This window comes from Brochothrix campestris (assembly GCF_046058945.1).
Classification (GTDB): domain Bacteria; phylum Bacillota; class Bacilli; order Lactobacillales; family Listeriaceae; genus Brochothrix; species Brochothrix campestris.
This window is the reverse complement of the sequence record NZ_CP175511.1, coordinates 79,607-99,739: the sequence shown is the minus strand read 5'-3', so window position 1 is coordinate 99,739 and position 20,133 is coordinate 79,607. Positions and strand designations below refer to the sequence as shown.

Here is a 20,133-nt window from a genome sequence, read left to right as displayed (position 1 = left end):
CTTATAGTGTTTAGTCTACTGTTGGTTCATCGTTAGCAGGTTCTGCTTTAATGGCAGCTGATGGCGTTAAAAACTCTTCATCTTTTACGTAATCTTCATCATCAAGTTCACGTAATTCGATTTCTTCGTCGTCAGCCGACATCATTTTCACATCCATACCTAAACTTTGTAATTCCTTGATCAATACTTTGAATGACTCTGGAATACCAGGTTGTGGTAAGTTCTCACCTTTAACGATTGCTTCGTATGTTTGCACACGACCAACAACGTCATCTGATTTGTAAGTTAAGATTTCTTGAAGAATGTGCGCTGCACCGTAAGCTTCAAGAGCCCATACTTCCATCTCACCAAAACGTTGTCCACCGAATTGCGCTTTACCACCAAGTGGTTGTTGCGTAACAAGTGAGTAAGGTCCTGTTGAACGAGCATGTAATTTATCATCAACCATGTGGGCTAATTTGATCATGTACATGATACCAACTGATACACGGTTATCCATTGCTTCACCTGTACGACCATCGTATACGATTGTTTTCGCATCTTCTGCCATACCTGCTTCTGCAACAGTGCTCCATACATCTTCTTCATTCGCGCCATCGAATACAGGTGTCGCAATATGAATACCTAATTGACGCGCTGCCATCCCTAAGTGTAATTCAAGTACTTGTCCAATGTTCATACGAGAAGGTACACCGAGTGGATTAAGCATCACATCGATTGGTGTGCCGTCTGGAAGATAAGGCATATCTTCTTCAGGTAGAATACGAGAGATAACCCCTTTGTTACCGTGACGTCCGGCCATCTTATCACCAACGTGGATTTTACGTTTTTGAACGATGTATACACGAACGAGTTGGTTAACGCCTGGTGCTAATTCATCACCGTTTTCACGTGTGAATGTTTTAACATCAAGCACGATTCCGCCACCACCGTGAGGGACACGAAGAGAGGTATCGCGAACTTCACGCGCTTTTTCACCAAAGATAGCATGTAATAAACGTTCTTCAGCTGTTAATTCAGTTACACCCTTAGGTGTTACTTTACCAACTAATAAGTCACCGTCTTTAACTTCAGCACCAACACGGATAATACCGCGTGAATCTAAGTCTTTTAACGCTTCCTCAGCCACGTTTGGAATATCACGTGTCATTTCTTCAGGTCCTAATTTGGTATCACGTGCTTCTGATTCATATTCTTCAATATGAACAGATGTATAAACGTCATCTTTTACAAGACGCTCGTTCATGATAATCGCATCTTCATAGTTGTAACCATCCCACGTCATGAAACCAACGAGTACGTTACGTCCTAATGCCATTTCACCTAATTCCATTGATGGACCATCAGCTAAGATGTCACCGACAACAACACGGTCACCTTGGCTTACGCTAGGTGTTTGGTTGTAGCAAGTACCAGGGTTTGAACGAGCGAATTTTTGGAGATGATACGTATCAAGTGCGCCTTCTGTTTCTTTACCTTCAATGTCAGCAATACGACGTACTGTAATGTATTTAGCTTCAACGTGTTCAACAATACCGTCAAATTTCGCTTTAACAGCTGCACCAGAGTCACGGGCAGCCACGTGTTCCATCCCTGTACCAATAAATGGCGCTTCAGGACTTAATAACGGAACCGCTTGACGTTGCATGTTGGCACCCATAAGGGCACGGTTGGAGTCATCGTTTTCTAAGAAAGGAATACATGCCGTAGCGGCAGATACAACTTGTTTAGGTGAAACGTCCATGTAGTCAATACGTTCTTTTGTAACAGATAAGTTTTCAGAACGGAAACGCGCTTGGATTTCTTCGTTTAAGAATTGTCCATCTTCGCTAAGTAATGAGTTTGCTTGCGCAACAACGTAGTTATCTTCTTCATCAGCTGTTAAGTAATCGATATGATCAGTTACTTGGTTTGTTTCAGCATCAACACGACGGTATGGCGTTTCAATGAAGCCATAACGGTTTACACGTGCGTATGAAGATAACGAGTTAATTAAACCGATGTTCGGGCCCTCAGGCGTTTCAATCGGGCACATACGACCGTAGTGAGAATAATGTACATCTCGGACTTCGAAGCCGGCACGTTCACGTGTTAAACCACCAGGTCCTAATGCAGAAAGACGACGTTTATGCGTCAATTCGGCAAGTGGGTTCGTTTGATCCATGAATTGTGACAATTGCGAACTACCAAAGAATTCTTTGATGGCTGCAACGACTGGACGGATGTTAATTAATTGTTGCGGTGTGATTGTTGTCATATCTTGAATCGACATACGTTCACGTACTACACGTTCCATCCGGCTTAAACCGATACGGAATTGGTTTTGTAACAATTCACCTACAGAACGTAAACGACGGTTACCTAAATGGTCAATATCGTCTGTTTCGCCGATGCCATGTAATAAACCAAAGAAGTAACTTACAGATGAAATGATATCAGCAGGTGTTACATGCTTAACATCAGCTTCTAAGTAAGCATTACCGATTACGTTAACGATTTTTTCTTCGTCTAATGGCGAATGAACTTTAATCGATTGAATTGTAATCGGTTCTTCTAACGCGCCACCATGAGGAGTTAAAGTCGTAAAGCCAAGGCCAGCCTCTAATTTTTCCATGATTGCATCTAATTTACGACGGTCTAAAATCTCATCTTTAGCTGCAATAATTTCACCTGTTTCAGGATCAACTAATGTTTCAGCTAAGCGTTGATTAAAGAGACGGTTTTTCGGATGTAATTTTTTGTTGATTTTGTAACGACCAACGTTTGCTAAATCGTAACGACGCGCGTCAAAGAAACGCGTATATAAGAGGTTTTTAGCATTTTCAACTGTTGGTGGCTCACCAGGACGTAAACGTTCATAAATTTCTAGTAACGCTTTGTCGGTGTTTTCTGAGTTATCTTTTTCTAATGTGTTACGTAAGTATTCATTGTCACCAATTAAGTCAACAATTTCTTGATCTGAGCTGAAGCCCAACGCACGTAACAACACTGTTGCAGGTAATTTACGCGTACGATCGATACGAACGTAAACAACATCTTTTGCATCAGTTTCTAATTCTAACCATGCCCCACGGTTCGGAATCACTGTTGACCCGTACCCTTGACGGCCATTTTTATCCATACGATCATGGAAATAAACACCTGGTGAACGAACTAATTGCGAGACGATTACTCGTTCCGCTCCGTTAATAATGAAAGTACCCATTTCTGTCATTAATGGGAAATCACCCATAAAGACTTCTTGGTCTTTCACTTCACCGGTTTCCTTATTAATCAAACGCAATTTTACACGTAATGGTGCCGAATAAGTCGTATCGCGCTCTTTAGATTCCCAAATAGAATATTTAGGTTCGCCTAACGAATAATCGATAAATTCCAACGATAAGTTTCCTGCAAAATCCTCAATTGGAGAAATATCATGAAACATCTCTTTCAAGCCCTCATCTAAAAACCATTGATAAGACGCTGTTTGAATTTCGATTAAATCTGGTAACTCCAACACTTCGCTGATACGTGCAAAACTTCTGCGTTGGCGATGACGTCCATACTGTTCAACATGTCCTGTCAACCAATTCACCCCTCAAAGAATCGTATTTTTTAAACGGTGCCATACACCGTTTGTCCATAGCTAATACCCCGTTATACGGAAATATTAGGCCTAAAAAAAGCCACCATTTAGATCTGTCTGCATGAAAAAACAGCCCAATGATATCTATTATATTGGCATTATAATATCATACAACAATCACGAGTTAAAGTCAAGACTTTTCGCTACGGAGAATCCAGTACCCTTTTTCTTTCACAACAATTTCGCAGTTGCCGAACACTGCTGTCATTTTATCAAAGGCAGATGGTGCCCCTTGTTTTTTCTGGATAACAACCCAAAGACTACCACCCACTCGCAAATGATCAATCGCCTGTTCTAAAATCTCATGCACGACTTGTTTACCCGCACGAATTGGCGGATTCGTTAAAATCGCAGCAAAATCTGTTTTAACGACATTCGCATAAGCAGCACTTTCATAGACCACTACATTAGTTACCGTATTAAGTTGTGCATTTTCGGTCGCTAATTCCAACGCCCGATCATTCACATCAATCATATGTACCGTGCGTGACGTATCTTCATTGGCTAACGCTATCCCGATTGGGCCATAACCACATCCAACGTCTAACAAATCGCCAGCCATTGGTGGGAACCCAAACGCGTCAATTAACACACGCGAACCGAAATCGATGCTGTTTTTGGAAAAGACGCCGGCATCGCTGATGAATTGAAAAGTTGTGCCGCGCAACGGGAATTCCCATTGTTGGCGATGATGCTCTAAATCAGTGTTCTTCGTATAATAGTGACGTTCCATTTTATCCCTCCTTTTCTTTATTAAGGAATTGTATTCATGTAAATAAAGAAAAAAAGAGCTGTTTGCATTAAGCTTATGTTAAGCATACAACAGCCTGAGCTGATGCATGACTCAACAACATATCTAACGTCTCAGAAGATTCGTCAGTTACAACTTAAACAAACAGTTCTCTTATTTACGCTACGTTGAAACAGTTATTATTTAATAACTGCGCTTGCGCCAGCTTCTTCAAGTTGAGCAAGAATTTCTTCTGCTTCAGCTTTAGCTGCGCCTTCTTTAATTACTTTAGGAGCGTTATCTACCATTTCTTTAGCTTCTTTAAGACCTAAGCCAGTAACAGTACGTACAACTTTGATTACTTTAACTTTAGAAGAACCAGCAGATGTTAATTCAACATCAAACTCAGTTTTTTCTTCAGCGGCAGCAGCGCCACCAGCAGCAGCAGCTACAGGAGCAGCAGCAGTAACACCAAATTCTTCTTCGATTGCTTTTACTAAGTCGTTTAATTCTACAACAGTCGCTTCTTTTACAGATGCGATGATATCTTCAATATTTAAGGCCATGATATAATTCCTCCATTTTTTATATAGTTTTTATGCTTCTTCTTGCTCTTTTTGTTCTGCAACAGCTTTAGTAAGCATTGCGAAGTTACGCATAGGTGCTTGTAAAACTGATACTAACATTGAAAGTAAACCTTCGCGTGATGGTAATGATGCAATTGTGTTGATTTCTTCAACGCCAACTACGTTACCTTCGATAACGCCCGCTTTAATTTCTAATGCTTCATTTGCTTTCGCAAAATCGTAAATGATTTTAGCAGGGGCAACAACGTCATCATTACTGAATGCGATTGCGTTAGGACCTGTTAAAGCTTCATTTAAACCTTCGTAGTTTGCAGCAGTAGCAGCACGACGAACTAAACCGTTTTTCAACACTTTAAGTTCAACACCAGCTTCACGTAATTGTTTACGTAATTCTGTAACTTGCTCAACTGTAAGACCACGATAGTCGACAACGATAGTTGAAACACTATTTTCTAATTTTGTTTGGATTTCAGAAACCAAACCTTTTTTGACTTCAATAGCAGCTTGACTCAAAATTTACACCTCCTCTTATAATTAGTGACACTTTTTTATAAGTAATAAAAAACCTCTGCACACCGTAGATAGCGTCAGAGGTTTTACTGATAAATCAGTAGTCAAAAAATCCTCGGTAGGTTTTTAAAACGCGAACGTTCCCTACTGTCTACGGTAAGAGATATTTAATTATCACCAATGTTCTAAATGATATCAGAACATCGAGATGTTGTCAACTATTAACCAAGAGTTGAAGGTTCAACTTTAAGACCAGGTCCCATTGTTGAAGCAACTGCTAAGTTTTTAATGTAAACACCTTTAGCTGATGATGGTTTAGCTTTAAGAACAACTTCGTGAACTGCTTTGAAGTTTTCCATTAATTTTTCAGTACCGAAAGATTTTTTACCGATGATGAATTGTAGGTTACCTACTTTATCAACACGGTATTCAACTTTACCAGCTTTAATGTCGTTAACTGCTTTCGTAACGTCCATAGTAACTGTTCCAGTTTTAGGGTTAGGCATTAAACCTTTAGGTCCTAACACACGACCTAAACGACCAATTTGACCCATCATGTCTGGTGTTGCAACGATAACGTCGAAGTCGAACCAGCCACCTTGGATTTTTTCAAGGTATTCAGCTTCACCTACGTAGTCAGCGCCAGCTGCTTCAGCTTCAGCAGCTTTAGCACCTTTTGCTAATACTAAAACACGTTGTGTTTTACCAGTACCGTTTGGTAATACAACAGCACCACGAATTTGTTGATCCGCTTGTTTAGGATCTACTCCTAAGCGATATGATACTTCGATTGTAGCATCAAAATTAACAAAGTCGATTGCTTGTACTAATTCGATTGCTTCAGAACCAGCGTAAGCTTTTTCTGCATCAATTTTTTTAGCAGCTTCGATATATTTTTTACTTTTCTTAACCATTTTTTATTCTCCTCCTCAAATGTGGTATTAGCGGAATTTCCTCCCACCTTTAAGGTCGTACCAAAGCACAACCTTTTAAAACAAAACATGCCGTTTATAGGCAACCGAAGATTAATCTTCGATTGTGATTCCCATTGAACGAGCAGTACCTTCGACCATTAACATAGCAGCTTCTACGCTACCAGCATTTAAGTCAGGCATTTTTGTTTCAGCGATTTCACGAACTTGATCGCGTTTAACAGTTGCAACTTTGTTTGTGTTTGGTTCACCAGAACCTTTTTCAACGCCTGCAGCTTTTTTAAGTAAAACTGCTGCTGGTGGTGTTTTTGTTATGAATGTAAATGAACGATCTTCATATACAGAAATAACAACTGGGATGATCAAACCTGCTTGATCTTGTGTACGAGCGTTAAACTCTTTACAGAAGCCCATGATGTTAACACCTGCTTGACCTAATGCAGGACCTACCGGCGGTGCAGGGTTTGCTTTACCTGCGGGGATTTGTAATTTTACTACTTTAGTTACTTTCTTAGCCATGAGACACACCTCCTTAAGTCAGTGATGTGGTTAAATTGGGTGCTTTACACCCTCCCACTCATCTTTGCTCTTGGCTGATACGTTTGAACACGTACTTAAGAATCTTAACATCTCGAAAAGATTTCGTCAACTGGAATGTTTTCCGTCGTTTTTAATTGGGTGCTTAACAGCGCTTATCAAAGGTGTCGATGCAAAAAAAAAAAAATCACCCGCAGGCGATCTTTTTTGATGGTAAGCAAACAGCGCGTTCGAGCGTTCCAATTTCTTCAGTTCTAAACGGTTGTGTTCACTTTTACTTATCCAGTTACCCCAACCAGAACTTTGGAAATTTCACGCTCTCTACCCGATGCTATATAACCGCAACTTCGAGCGTTCCAATTTCTTCAGTTCTAAACGGTTGTGTTCACTTTTACTATTAGATTTTTTCTACTTGGTTGAAATCAACTTCTACTGGTGTTTCACGGCCAAACATGTCAACAATAACGCGGGCCTTACCTTTTGATTCATCAATTTCAGTGATTTTACCAGCAAATTCAGCAAATGGTCCTTCTTTCACCATTACTGTATCGCCTAACACGTAATCCAATTCAACGGCATGTTCTTCAACACCCATGTTTTTAAAGACGCGTTCGATTTCATCATCTAACATCGGTGATGGTTTTGAACCTGAACCAGCCGAACCAACGAAACCAGTCACACCTGGTGTGTTACGGACAACGTACCATGAATCATCTGTCATAATTAACTCAACCAAGACATAACCTGGGAATACCTTATGTTTAACAACCTTTGTTTTACCGTTTTTAGTTTCTGTTTCTTCTTCTTCGGGTACTAACACGCGGAAGATTTTATCATCCATCCCCATTGATTCAATTCGTTTTTCTAAGTTGATTTTAACTTTGTTTTCATAACCTGAATACGTGTGTACAACATACCAATCTTTATCCATAATATGTGTGGAAAGACTCATTGAGCGCTTTCCCAACCCTCCTCATAATTTCGTATTATTTTTAGCAAAATAAAAAACCCGTGTTACACATGCGGGTTTCTCTCGTAGACATAGTATAGCACTATTACTGTTGAATTAAAAGTTAATCAATTAATAAGGTCAACTAAAGCACCGATACCCCAATCACTAAGCATGAAGAATAGCGCTAAAAAGACGACCGTAAACACAACGATTGTTGTATAGTTCACGACTTCTTTACCAGTTGGCCAAACAACCTTGCCTAATTCACTTTTGACACCTTTAAAAAATCCTTGCTTGCTTGCCATGGTTGGTTCCCTCAATTCTTTATCTGATAAGATTATTTTGTTTCACGATGTTTTGTATGTTTTTTACAATATTTACAATGCTTGTTCATTTCTAGGCGAACAGTACGAGCTGAAGCACCCAATGTAATTGAATAATTACGAGAACCGCACTCTACACACGCTAGGGATGCTTTTTTTTGCACGTTTGACACTCCTCTAATAAAATACTTAATCTATCAAAAATCGTAACACGTCCGTTTTTGTTTGTCAAATCATCGCATAACCGATTGTTTGACGAACAGCCTTTTTCATCGTATCGCTTTTTTGCGAATCCGTTGCAAAGCATTATCAATCGCTTTCTCGGATTTAGCCAATGTCTGCGCAATTTCAGCATAGCTTTTGCCAGCGATGTACTCATTCACCACTGCCGATTCAAACGTCGTTAACCGCTCTGCTAAATGTTTGAGCAAAGCGGCTTCGCGCTCTTGTGCAAGCAACGCCTTCTCAGGTAACTCATGCGCACTCGATGTCGCAATGGTATCTAATAGCGTCCACTCTTCTGCAGCACTGGCAGACAGTGGCATGTCGAGCGATAACGAGTTTGTTAACAGTTCATGCTTTTTACGGGTGGCACTTTTGATGGCGGTAATCACTTGACGTTCAATGCATAAACGCATAAAGGTTGCAAAGGAGGCTGTTGCTTCTTCATTGTAGTCACGTACCGCCTTCAAAAAACCAATCGATGCTTCTTGCATCAAATCATCGCGATCACCTGTTTTCAAAAAGTAGTGACTAATAATGCGCTTAATTTGTGGTTGATAATTTGCCAACAGCGTATCAAAGGCTTGGATATTACCCGCTTTGGCCGCAGCCAGCAATGTGGTTTCATCGTACTTGTGAACCTTTATCGACATACGTTTCACCCCGAGTCTCTTAGAATGATTGCTTGTCTTCAGTATAGGTATCCCGACCGGGACTCGTCAATCATTAGGCAAACGGCCACGACGCCATTGCTCTAACGTTTCTTTCGTTTTCGGATCAATCGCTGCCATCAATTTTGGTGTTTGTGTATGAATCGTTTTAATTTCATCTGTTACTTCCCGTGCCATATCGCGAATTTCAATTAATAGTTCGCGAGCGGATAAACGCAAGGCGCCTTGGCCAAAAATCTGCCACTGTTCCGTCGCGTCACTCGTCGCTACAATCACATTCGTCGCTGCATTAATATAATCACGGGCATGGGCTTCGATGTACTCATCTGCAATGGTCTGTTCTTCGGTGTAAACAATTTTCATGTTTTTAAAAAGCATTTCACTTTCTTTCCCTTTAACGAACTGGGCATCAAACACAACAATCGTTTGATAACCGGTATAAGCCGCATAGTCTGCCAGTTCTTCGAGCAGTTGTTCACGTGCGTGTGCGATTGACTGACGCTTGAGTCGTTCAAGATGCGCCCAATGACCAATCACATTGTACCCGTCCACAAACAGAATCGTCCTCATCTTACTTACCTAATGGTGAGCGTTTACGCAATACTTCAAACATAAGAATACTTGCTGCCACTGAGGCATTTAATGAAGTGACATGTCCGCGCATTGGTAAACTCACAAGAAAATCACATTTTTCTACTGCTAAGCGTGAAATACCGCGACCTTCACTGCCGATAATAAGCGCAAGCGGTAAGGTCGGATCCATTGAACGATAATCTTCTTTCGCCGAAGCATCTGTTCCAAAAATCCAAACACCTTGTTTCTTCAGTTCTTCAATCGTACGAGCAATGTTTGTCACACGCACAACCGGTACGTGTTCAATTGCACCTGTTGAAGCCTTAGCGACCGTTGCAGTTAAACCAACTGCACGACGTTTGGGGATGATAATTCCGTGTGCGCCAACTGTATCAGCTGTTCGCATGATTGAGCCGAGGTTATGTGGATCTTCGAGTTCATCTAAGATTAAGAAGAACGGATCCTCACCTTTATCAGCAGCTGCCTTAAATAAATCTTCCATCTCGGCATATTGGTAAGCTGCAACTTGAGCCGCTACTCCTTGATGCACTTGATCTGTTAATGAGTTCATTTTTTGTTTTGGAATCATCTGTACTTGCACGCCACGTTTTTTAGCCAACGCTAATATTTGTGAGCCGACCCCTTTTTCTGTTCCCTCTTGTAACCATACTTTATTAATATCGCGATCAGAACGCAATACTTCTAGCACAGGATTACGTCCTGCAATAATATCATCTGCCATGTTATTTTCCTCCTTCTAATGCAGCGTCATGAAAAGCAAGCGCTGCGTTCATCAGTTCATTCAAACGATCTGTTTCATCAGTTAAGTATAAGTAGCCTATCAACGCTTCAAAGGCTGTTGAATAACGGTAGGTCATTAAGTCCGTATTTTTACGAATCGTTTTCGACTTCGCATTGCGGCCGCGATTAACAATCGTTACTTCAAAGGCTGTTAAAGCCTCTGTTTCGAGCCAATGTTTTAAAATGCGATCCTGTGCTTTTGCGCTGACATAGTGGGTCGCTGTTGTGTGCAACCGATTCGGATTCGTCTTGCCTTGTCGCAGCAAATGATTCCGGACGGCAACTTCGAAAATGGCATCGCCCATGTAGGCCAGTGCCAAGCCGTTTAATTGTTTTAAATCTGCCATTGTTATCCTCTTCTCCAACGAGTTCCCTGTGGGGTATCCTCTAAAATTATCTGTTGTCCCTTAAATAAATCACGAATCTCATCTGAACGATCAAAGCGACGTTCATTCCGAGCTAAATCACGTTCTTCGATTAATTGTTCAATCTCTTCATCACTCAATTGATCCGCTGTACTCGTTTTTGCCGTTGCTAACGTTAATCCTAAAATCGCAAAATATTTCTCAAAGGCGTGCATGAAACTTTCCAATATGCCAAAACCAACATGGTTTTTTGCGACATAAATATTCGCTTTTTTAGCGAGGTCATACAACGTTGTGATCGCATTAGCAGTGTTAAAGTCATCATCCATTTCACGTTCGAAATCGCGTTGCACCTCATTTAATTGTTCGTACCATGCATCAGCATCACTCGGTTCATTGTCAACAGCCACCGACAAGCGGTGTTTAACATTGAAATAAGCTGTTCTTAAACGCTCCAAACCATTTTGGGCATCAGCTAACAACGCCGGACTGTAGTTAATGGGGTTTCGGTAATGCACACTTAACATGAAAAAGCGGAATGCGACTGGATCATGCTCTTTTAGCATCTCATGAACAGTGATAAAATTACCGAGCGATTTCGACATTTTCGTATCATCGATATTCATATACCCGTTATGCATCCAATAACGCGCAAAAGTTTGGTCATGGGCAGCTTCTGATTGCGCAATCTCATTTTCATGGTGAGGGAACTGTAAGTCTTGCCCGCCCGCATGAATATCAATTGTTTTACCTAAGTATTTTTCGGCCATCGCTGAACATTCAATATGCCAACCCGGGCGACCTAATCCCCACGCGCTCTCCCAGCTGATTTCACCTGGCTTAGCAGCCTTCCATAATACAAAATCAAGCGGTTCTTGTTTCGCAGTGTCTTCCTCAACACGCGCACCAACCTTTAAGTCGTGCAATGATTGGTGTGATAAAGCGCCGTAATTTTCGAATTTCCGTGTACGGTAATAGACGTCGCCTTCGCTCTCATAAGCATAGCCTTTGTCAATTAAGGTTGCGATTAAGGCAATGATTTCCGGCATGTTCTCAGTGACACGCGGATGAACATCGGCTGGTTCAACACCGAGAGCAGCGGTATCTTCTTCATAAGCTTTAATGAATCGATCAGCCACTTCGGGCACTGTCACTTTGAGTTCATCGGCTACACGGATTAATTTATCATCGACATCGGTAAAGTTCGACACAAACTTGACGTGATAACCACGGTATTCAAAATAACGACGCACGGTATCAAACACGATGATGGGGCGCGCATTCCCAATATGAATATAGTTATAAACGGTGGGGCCACAGACATACATCTTCACTTCACCTTTTTCAATCGGTTCAAACACTTCTTTTTGTCTCGTTAACGTATTATATAGTTGAATGCTCATCTTAATCCTCTTTTCCCTCACGAATTTTTTTGACTGCTGTTGTTAAGTTGGCTAATTCTAGCGTTAAAGCGTCGATGCGTTCTTCGAGTTGTTTTGCCTTATTCGCGACATCGACACGTCGATCACCAATCCGAATAACGCGGGCTGGGACACCGACAGCCGTCGCTTGATCAGGAATATCCTGAATAACAACGGCACCCGCACCAATCTTGCTATCCTCACCAATGACGATGGGGCCTAGTATTTGGACGTCGCCCGAAATAAAGGCACGATCTTTAATAATAGGATGACGCCAACCCGTGTCATGTCCTGTTCCACCGAGGGTAACACCATGATGAAGGGTGACATCATCACCAATGCGGCACGTTTCACCGATGACCAATCCCATGCCATGATCAATAAACAACCGTCGACCAATCGTTGCACCCGGATGAATTTCAATCCCCGTAAAGAAACGACTCATCTGTGAAATGATTCGTGCAAGTAATTTCAAGTGATGGCGGTATAAAAAGTGTGCGATACGATGGTTCCAAATGGCATGTACACCTGCATACGTCAACATCACTTCCAGACGTGACGAGGCAGCTGGATCATTGTGCAACACGACATCTACCTGCTCTTTCATCTGACGAAACATAATTTATCCCTCAACTTCTACTTTATAGTTTACTTGTTAGCATGATCATTTGACCGATTCAAATAAAAAACGCCTCTGTCTATATGACAGAGACGCTTTCGCGTGGTTCCACTCTGTTTGGAGCAACCTACACTCCCAACTTAGCTGTTTAACGCACAGTCAACGCTCTATCCTACTCACTTCAAATAGAGTCTCTAAGAGGCATTTCATCAAGCGTCTATCAATCAGTCCCAGCCTAGCTGATTGTCTCTGTTACAGACGGGTTTGACTACTTCTTCTTATTAACGATCAATCTATAGTTGCTTTTCATTATACGCAGATATCTGCAATCGTGCAAGTTGTATTAGCTTAATTTAGCTAAACGTTTCAAGACAACTTCCTTGCCTAACACTTCAATCGCTTGTGGTAACTCAGGGCCATGCATTTCACCCGTTGTCGCAATACGGATTGGCATAAAGAGGTTTTTACCTTTAATGCCTGTCTCTTTTTGAACGACTTTAATCATTGGTTTAATATTCGCCGCGATAAAGTCTTCATCCGTTAAGCTTGCAAGTTGAGCAGCAAAGGCTGCCAAAACAGTCGGAACTGTTTCTTCTGCTAACACTGCTTGGGCCTCATCAGAGAATGTTAATTCCTCAGTGAAGAACATATCTGTTAACTCAACAATTTCAGCGCCGTAGCTCATTTGTTGGTGGTACAGTGAAATTAGATTTGTTGCCCACGCATGTTGTTCAGCCGTTAATTCCAACGGTAAACGACCAGCTTTTTGCAAGAAAGGCAACGCGAGCTCAACCACTTCTGTCAGTGTCATTTTCTTAACGTATTGGTTGTTCATCCATTGTAACTTGGCTTTATCAAAGACCGCTGGTGAATGTGATAGGCGGGCTGGATTGAAGATCTTAATGAATTCTTCTTGGCTAAAGATTTCTTCTTCACCTTCAGGTGACCAGCCGAGCATTGTAATAAAGTTAAACAAGGCCGCTGGTAAATAACCTAATTCAGCATATTGCTCGATGAATTGGATGATTGATTCATCACGTTTACTTAATTTTTTATGTTGATCATTAACGATTAATGTCATATGACCAAAGACAGGCACGTCCCAACCAAATGCATCGTATATCATTAATTGCTTCGGTGTATTTGAGATATGATCATCACCACGTAATACGTGTGAGATTTTCATTAAATAGTCATCAGCAACAACGGCAAAGTTATACGTTGGAATACCATCTTTTTTACAGATAACCCAATCACCAATATCATTTGATTCAAACGAAACATGGCCTTTAACAATGTCATCAAAGGCGAATGTACGATCTTTTGGTACGCGGAAACGAATGCTCGGTTTTAAACCTTTTGCTTCGTATGCAGCACGTTGCTCTGCTGTTAAATGAGCGTCTCGACCAGAATAACGTGGCATTGTACTAGCCGCAACCTGCGCTTCGCGTTCTGCCGCCAATTCTTCTTCGGTATCATACGCTTTATATGCTAAATCTTTTTCTAACAATTCAGCAATTAACTTCGCGTAAATCTCGTTACGTTCTGATTGACGATACGGACCAAACTCGCCATGTTGACCATTTTCATTCACACCTTCAGACCAATCAAGTCCTAACCATTTTAAAAATTCGATTTGACTTGATTCACCATCAGCAACATTACGTTTTAAGTCAGTGTCTTCAATGCGTAAGATGAAATCGCCACCTTCATGACGGGCATAAAGATAGTTGAAAATTGCAGTACGGGCATTACCAATATGTAAATGTCCGGTTGGGCTTGGTGCATAACGCACACGGATACGGTTACTCACTTGACATTTCCTCCTTAAGGAACGGGTTATTTTAGCAGCAACGCCTCTAAGGCTTGTGCTATTTGTAAAAGCGGTCGTACTTTATACTGATTTGAGCAGGTTCAACATTCACAAAAGAGCCATCTGTTGGTGCAACGGTTTATATGCGATGCATGTAGCATCTCTTCGATTTCAGCAGTTGCGCTATCATATTAAAACATGAGTGCCTCTCTCGCTGAATCAATGGGCTTGCCCATCATGTACCTTACTATATTCGCACCAATTGAGCTTTCTTGCAAGTCTATTTTCAAACAATTATGCGACATTATCGTCTCCTATTTATAGACCTTTGCAAAAATCATTCGGCCTGCCGATGTTTGAAGCACACTGGTCACCGCAACATCGACCGTTTGATTGATGAAACGACGGCCTTCTTCAACGACAATCATCGTGCCATCATCTAGGTAGCCGATACCTTGGTTGCGTTCTTTACCGTCTTTGACAACAAGTAAATGCAACTTTTCGCCTGGTAAAACGACAGGTTTAACTGCATTGGCGAGATCGTTAATGTTTAAAACTGGAATCTTTTGAAATTCACAAACCTTGTTTAAATTATAATCATTCGTTACGACAACGCCGCCATATTCTTTTGCAGCACGCACGAGTTTGCTATCAACCTCGGTAATATCGTCGTAGTCGCCTTCAAACATCCGCACTTCTATTTTCTTTTCGTTTTGTAAGGCATTTAAAATATCCAGTCCACGACGGCCCTTTGTGCGTTTAAGCGAATCAGAACTATCGGCAATATGTTGTAATTCTTCAAGAACGAATAAAGGAATCATCACTGGACCTTCTAAAAAACCGGTGCGAATAATATCGGCAATACGACCATCAATGACAACGCTCGTATCTAAAAATTTAGGATTCTCATTTCGTTTTTGCTCGGTAGCAATCGTCTCCACTGCTTTTTTCTTGCCCATTCGATTAAGCGATAAAATCGACAACCATTCTTCTTTGCGGGCGACACCCATGCGTACACCTAAATAGCCAAAAAAGATCGCTAATAAAATCGGCAATACGTTACTAATTAACGGCATTTCAATTTGACTAATCGGTAAGCTTAAGAGAAATGAAATAATTAAACCGACAATTAAACCTAAACTCCCAAATAAGACGCTTGTATTAGGGGTTTTTGCTAAAAACGATTCTACTGTTTTCAAGCTGTTCTCAATGTGTTTGATTGCCCATGAAAATAATAGGATAAAAACAATAAGACCAATAAGCGTATTGACAATCGAATTATTGAGTAAGGGAGAGACGTTTGCTCCGAATATTCCCGTCCAAATGTACGGAAAACCGATGGCACCAAAGGCGCCTCCGACAATTGCATAACAAATATAAATTAATACTTTAGCCATTTCGTTGCCTCCTTTATCATTTAGTTGGAAAGGCTTTTTGAATTGCTTCACGCAATGTCGCCACGCCTATCACTTGAATTTCGGTCGGGAATGTCCAACCGCCGATGTTATTCGCCGGAATAATAATCCGCTTAAAGCCGAGTTTAGCAGCTTCTTGCACCCGTTGATCAATTCGGGCAACCCGACGAATTTCACCCGTTAAACCCACCTCACCAATAAAACAATCCATCGCAGCGGTTGGCTTATCGTAATAACTCGAGGCGATACTGATAGCAATCGCTAAATCAATGGCCGGTTCATCAAGTTTAACACCACCAGCTGCCTTTAAATACGCATCTTGATTTTGCAGCATTAAACCTTCACGTTTTTCCAGCACTGCCATAATAAGTGATACGCGGTTATAATCCATCCCCGTTGCCATGCGTCGGGCATTACCATAAACAGTTGGTGACACTAGCGCTTGAATTTCAACGAGTACAGGCCGTGTTCCTTCCATCGAAGTAACGACAGCAGAACCTGCTGCCCCTTCTAAGCGTTCTTCCAAAAAAACTTCTGAGGCATTTTCAACTTCAATTAGACCCATATCACGCATTTCGAAAATACCCATTTCATTCGTCGAACCAAAACGGTTTTTGACGGCTCGTAAAATACGGTACGCATGATGACGCTCACCTTCAAAGTAGAGAACGGTATCGACCATATGCTCTAACATTCTCGGACCTGCAATCGTCCCTTCTTTCGTCACGTGTCCGACGATAAAAATCGCGATATTCAACGTTTTGGCGAGTCGCATCAACTCTGATGTACACTCCCGCACCTGCGTGACGCTACCAGCAGCACTCGTGATATCAGGATGATACATCGTTTGGATTGAGTCAATCACAACGAATTCTGGCAATAATGTTTGTACCGTTTTTGAGATCACTTCTAAATCGGTTTGTGCATACACATAAAGCAGGTCGCCATCGACGTTTAAACGCTCCGCTCGTAATTTCGTTTGTTTAATTGACTCTTCACCAGACACATAGAGGCCCTTGCGTTTCGCCTTCGTTAATTGGGCAGAGACTTGCAATAACAGCGTTGATTTCCCAATGCCTGGATCACCACCGACTAACACAAGCGAGCCTTTAACGAGTCCACCGCCGAGTACACGATTGAGTTCTGGCATATCTGTTAAAATACGTTGTTCCGTCTCACTCGTAATCTTTGATAACGGGAGCGCTTGTTGATTATTATCCTCAGTATGATTAAAACTTGTACGGCCTTTTTGCACCTTTGCCTCAACAAATTCAACCATTTGATTCCATTCATTACAATTCGGGCAGCGTCCCATCCATTTAGGAGACTCATAGCCACACGCGTTACAGACAAACTTTGTACTTGTTTTTTTCTTGACCATAACACACCTTCTTTGCTGTAGTTTAATTCCCTTAAGTTTAACATATTTCCAAAAAAACGACAGACATAAGGGTGTTATTGCAGAGTGAATATCTCTTCTGTCATACTTCACAAACTATATCTTTCCGCAAAAAAAAAGGACATTACGTCCCTTTTTTTGACCACTATTATTAATGAGTCTTTACAGCGATAGGCTTTTTAGCACTTACTTTTTTATCCATTTTTTTTCGTGGTTTTTTAACCATAAACTGGCTGTCTTTATCCAAGTCAATCGTCACTGCTTGACCTTTAATAACCGTTCCTTTTAAGATTTCTTCAGAGAGTAAATCTTCAACATGGCGTTGAATCGCACGACGAATCGGGCGGGCACCATACTCTGGATCGTAGCCTTCTTTTGCGATTTTTTTCAAGGCTTTCGGTGTTAATGACAGATGAATGTCTTGGTTTGATAAGCGTTTGCTTAATTGGGCAATCATTAATTTCACAATTTTAGTTAATTCTTTCTCACCTAACGAATCAAACACGACGTTTTCATCAATTCGGTTGAGGAATTCCGGACGGAAGGCTTTCTTCAATGTCTCAAGGACACGTTTTTCCATCACAGCTGTATCTTTCAGCGGATCAATCGCTCCAAATCCAACTGTTTTATCCGTTTTAATTTCATTGGCACCAATATTAGAGGTCATAATAATAATTGTATTACTAAAATCAACGACACGACCTTTTGAATCGGTTAAGCGTCCGTCATCTAATACTTGTAACAATAAATTGAACACATCGGGGTGTGCCTTTTCGATTTCATCTAATAGTAAGACAGCATATGGTTTTTGACGCACCTTATCTGTCAATTGACCACCTTCTTCATAACCTACGTAACCAGGAGGTGCTCCGACTAAGCGCGCTGTCGAAAATTTTTCCATGTACTCGCTCATATCGATTCGAATCATTGCATCCTCATCTTCAAACATTGCTTCAGCTAAAGCACGGGCTAATTCGGTCTTACCTACACCTGTAGGACCTAAGAAAATAAATGACCCTATCGGTCTCGCTGGATCTTTAAGTCCAGCACGCGCACGACGAACAGCTTTAGCAATCGAGTGAACCGCACGATCTTGACCAATCACACGTTCATGTAAAATCTTCTCAAGTTTTAACAGCCGTTGTGATTCAGTCTTCGCTAATTTAGCAACGGGAATACCTGTCCAACTCGCAACAACTTCCGCAATGACATCTGCATCAACTTGTTGGTGTTGCGCCATTTTAGTACTGTTCCATGTTTCCTTACCTTTTTTCAAAGCAATCGCACATTTTTTCTCTTTATCACGTAAATCAGCTGCTTTTTCGAATTCTTGACCTTGAACAGCCGCATCTTTTTCTTGACGGATTTGTGCCAACTCGACTTCTAATTTTTTTACATTTGTCGGTGTAATGAATGATTTCAACCGTACTTTTGAACCAGCTTCATCGATTAAATCAATCGCTTTATCTGGTAGAAAACGATCTTGAATGTAACGTTGAGACATTACAACTGCCGCCTCTAAAGCCGCATCTGTAAAGGCAACGCCATGATGCGCTTCGTAACGATCACGCAAGCCTTTTAATATTAAGATTGCATCTGCAATCGAAGGTTCTTCTACTTGTACCGGTTGAAAACGACGTTCAAGCGCAGCATCTTTTTCAATGTATTTACGATATTCATCGCGTGTTGTTGCACCGATACATTGTAATTCGCCTCGGGCCAATGATGGTTTTAAAATGTTTGAGGCATCGATTGCACCTTCGGCACCACCTGCACCTATTAACGTATGTAACTCATCAATAAAGAGGATAACATTGCCTGCTTGACGAATTTCTTCCATAACTTTTTTTAAGCGGTCTTCAAATTCACCACGATACTTTGTACCTGCCACAACCGTTCCCATATCAAGGGTCATAACGCGTTTACCTCGGAGTGTTTCCGGCACCTCGTTATTAATAATTTGCAGAGCAAGTCCTTCAGCTACAGCGGTTTTACCAACACCTGGTTCGCCAATCAAAACGGGGTTGTTTTTTGTACGACGGCTCAATACTTCGATGACCCGTTGGATTTCCTTCGCACGGCCAATCACAGGATCCAACTTATCTTCACGCGCCGTTTGTGTTAAATCACGGGCCAACGAGTCTAAGGTTGGTGTGCCTTGCGTTGCTGCACGATTTTGTTGATTAGGTTGCGTGCGAATCCCTAACAACTGTAAGACTTGCTGTCTTGCTTTATTGAGGCTGACATCTAAATTACTGAATATCCGCGCGGCAATCCCTTCACCTTCGCGAATAAGACCGAGCAATATATGTTCTGTTCCAACATACGTATGACCAAGTTTACGCGCCTCATCAATCGATAATTCAATCACCTTTTTAGCACGTGGTGTATAGCGAATAATCTGTACATCCTCAGTACCTTCAACCATTAATTCTGCTACAGCAGCTTCGATTTTTTCAGTATCTAACCCGAGTTCTTTTAAGGCTTGCGCCGCGATTCCTTCGCCTTCGCGAATAAGACCAAGTAAAATATGTTCTGTTCCTAAGTTAGTATGGCGTAAACGAATTGCTTCTTCTTGTGATAACGCGATGACTTTCTGTGCTTTTTGTGTAAATCTTCCAAACATCTGCACTCA

General features: G+C 41.3%; 19 protein-coding genes and 2 other annotated features. All 19 genes read right to left on the bottom strand.

All coding sequences use genetic code 11. From position 1 onward, the window contains the following. Nucleotides 1–10: 10 nt before the first annotated feature. Nucleotides 11–3,577: a DNA-directed RNA polymerase subunit beta gene (gene rpoB / locus ACJYYY_RS00495; RefSeq protein WP_156921136.1), complete on the bottom strand. Its 3,567-nt coding sequence runs from the start codon at nucleotides 3,575–3,577 to the stop codon at nucleotides 11–13. A 181-nt stretch (nucleotides 3,578–3,758) separates the two neighbouring features. Further along, nucleotides 3,759–4,361 (bottom strand): class I SAM-dependent methyltransferase, encoded by a 603-nt coding sequence (locus ACJYYY_RS00490; protein WP_035313878.1) that lies wholly within the window; start codon nucleotides 4,359–4,361, stop codon nucleotides 3,759–3,761. A 197-nt stretch (nucleotides 4,362–4,558) separates the two neighbouring features. After that, complete coding sequence (gene rplL / locus ACJYYY_RS00485; protein WP_035313879.1) at nucleotides 4,559–4,924, bottom strand: 50S ribosomal protein L7/L12; 366 nt, start codon at nucleotides 4,922–4,924, stop codon at nucleotides 4,559–4,561. A 30-nt stretch (nucleotides 4,925–4,954) separates the two neighbouring features. Continuing rightward, complete coding sequence (gene rplJ / locus ACJYYY_RS00480; RefSeq protein WP_035313880.1) at nucleotides 4,955–5,458, bottom strand: 50S ribosomal protein L10; 504 nt, start codon at nucleotides 5,456–5,458, stop codon at nucleotides 4,955–4,957. Between the two features lie 37 nt (nucleotides 5,459–5,495). Beyond that, nucleotides 5,496–5,630, bottom strand: a sequence feature (ribosomal protein L10 leader region). Between the two features lie 46 nt (nucleotides 5,631–5,676). Next, nucleotides 5,677–6,369: a 50S ribosomal protein L1 gene (gene rplA / locus ACJYYY_RS00475; RefSeq protein ID WP_035313881.1), complete on the bottom strand. Its 693-nt coding sequence runs from the start codon at nucleotides 6,367–6,369 to the stop codon at nucleotides 5,677–5,679. A gap of 111 nt (nucleotides 6,370–6,480) precedes the next feature. Beyond that, complete coding sequence (rplK, locus tag ACJYYY_RS00470) at nucleotides 6,481–6,906, bottom strand: 50S ribosomal protein L11 (RefSeq protein WP_035313882.1); 426 nt, start codon at nucleotides 6,904–6,906, stop codon at nucleotides 6,481–6,483. A gap of 415 nt (nucleotides 6,907–7,321) precedes the next feature. Then, nucleotides 7,322–7,855: a transcription termination/antitermination protein NusG gene (nusG, locus tag ACJYYY_RS00465; protein WP_035313903.1), complete on the bottom strand. Its 534-nt coding sequence runs from the start codon at nucleotides 7,853–7,855 to the stop codon at nucleotides 7,322–7,324. A 146-nt stretch (nucleotides 7,856–8,001) separates the two neighbouring features. Beyond that, on the bottom strand, nucleotides 8,002–8,181 hold the full coding sequence (secE, locus tag ACJYYY_RS00460; RefSeq protein WP_035313883.1) for a preprotein translocase subunit SecE: 180 nt from the start codon (nucleotides 8,179–8,181) through the stop codon (nucleotides 8,002–8,004). Nucleotides 8,182–8,213: 32 nt separating this feature from the next. After that, complete coding sequence (gene rpmG / locus ACJYYY_RS00455) at nucleotides 8,214–8,363, bottom strand: 50S ribosomal protein L33 (RefSeq protein ID WP_408868985.1); 150 nt, start codon at nucleotides 8,361–8,363, stop codon at nucleotides 8,214–8,216. 105 nt (nucleotides 8,364–8,468) lie between these two features. After that, entirely contained in the window at nucleotides 8,469–9,074 is a 606-nt protein-coding gene (locus tag ACJYYY_RS00450) for a sigma-70 family RNA polymerase sigma factor (protein ID WP_035313905.1), read from the bottom strand. 66 nt (nucleotides 9,075–9,140) lie between these two features. Next, a complete protein-coding gene (locus ACJYYY_RS00445; protein WP_232217908.1) occupies nucleotides 9,141–9,644 on the bottom strand; it encodes an NYN domain-containing protein in 504 nt (167 codons plus the stop codon). Nucleotides 9,645–9,663: 19 nt separating this feature from the next. Further along, on the bottom strand, nucleotides 9,664–10,407 hold the full coding sequence (gene rlmB / locus ACJYYY_RS00440; RefSeq protein WP_035313886.1) for a 23S rRNA (guanosine(2251)-2'-O)-methyltransferase RlmB: 744 nt from the start codon (nucleotides 10,405–10,407) through the stop codon (nucleotides 9,664–9,666). A gap of 1 nt (nucleotide 10,408) precedes the next feature. Then, nucleotides 10,409–10,813: a Mini-ribonuclease 3 gene (locus tag ACJYYY_RS00435; RefSeq protein ID WP_408868984.1), complete on the bottom strand. Its 405-nt coding sequence runs from the start codon at nucleotides 10,811–10,813 to the stop codon at nucleotides 10,409–10,411. A gap of 2 nt (nucleotides 10,814–10,815) precedes the next feature. After that, nucleotides 10,816–12,234: a cysteine--tRNA ligase gene (cysS, locus tag ACJYYY_RS00430; protein ID WP_035313888.1), complete on the bottom strand. Its 1,419-nt coding sequence runs from the start codon at nucleotides 12,232–12,234 to the stop codon at nucleotides 10,816–10,818. A gap of 1 nt (nucleotide 12,235) precedes the next feature. Next, on the bottom strand, nucleotides 12,236–12,871 hold the full coding sequence (epsC, locus tag ACJYYY_RS00425) for a serine O-acetyltransferase EpsC (protein ID WP_035313890.1): 636 nt from the start codon (nucleotides 12,869–12,871) through the stop codon (nucleotides 12,236–12,238). 85 nt (nucleotides 12,872–12,956) lie between these two features. After that, nucleotides 12,957–13,165 (bottom strand) — a binding site (T-box leader). A 49-nt stretch (nucleotides 13,166–13,214) separates the two neighbouring features. Then, a complete protein-coding gene (gltX, locus tag ACJYYY_RS00420) occupies nucleotides 13,215–14,684 on the bottom strand; it encodes a glutamate--tRNA ligase (RefSeq protein WP_035313891.1) in 1,470 nt (489 codons plus the stop codon). Between the two features lie 314 nt (nucleotides 14,685–14,998). Continuing rightward, nucleotides 14,999–16,081 carry a PIN/TRAM domain-containing protein gene (locus ACJYYY_RS00415; protein ID WP_035313893.1) on the bottom strand — a complete coding sequence of 361 codons (1,083 nt, stop codon included), beginning with the start codon at nucleotides 16,079–16,081 and terminating at the stop codon, nucleotides 14,999–15,001. Nucleotides 16,082–16,097: 16 nt separating this feature from the next. Beyond that, on the bottom strand, nucleotides 16,098–17,480 hold the full coding sequence (gene radA / locus ACJYYY_RS00410; RefSeq protein WP_035313895.1) for a DNA repair protein RadA: 1,383 nt from the start codon (nucleotides 17,478–17,480) through the stop codon (nucleotides 16,098–16,100). 169 nt (nucleotides 17,481–17,649) lie between these two features. Then, the gene (locus tag ACJYYY_RS00405) at nucleotides 17,650–20,124 is read right to left on the bottom strand and encodes an ATP-dependent Clp protease ATP-binding subunit (RefSeq protein ID WP_408868983.1); all 2,475 of its coding nucleotides are present in this window, start codon (nucleotides 20,122–20,124) and stop codon (nucleotides 17,650–17,652) included. Between the last annotated feature and the right edge of the window lie 9 nt (nucleotides 20,125–20,133).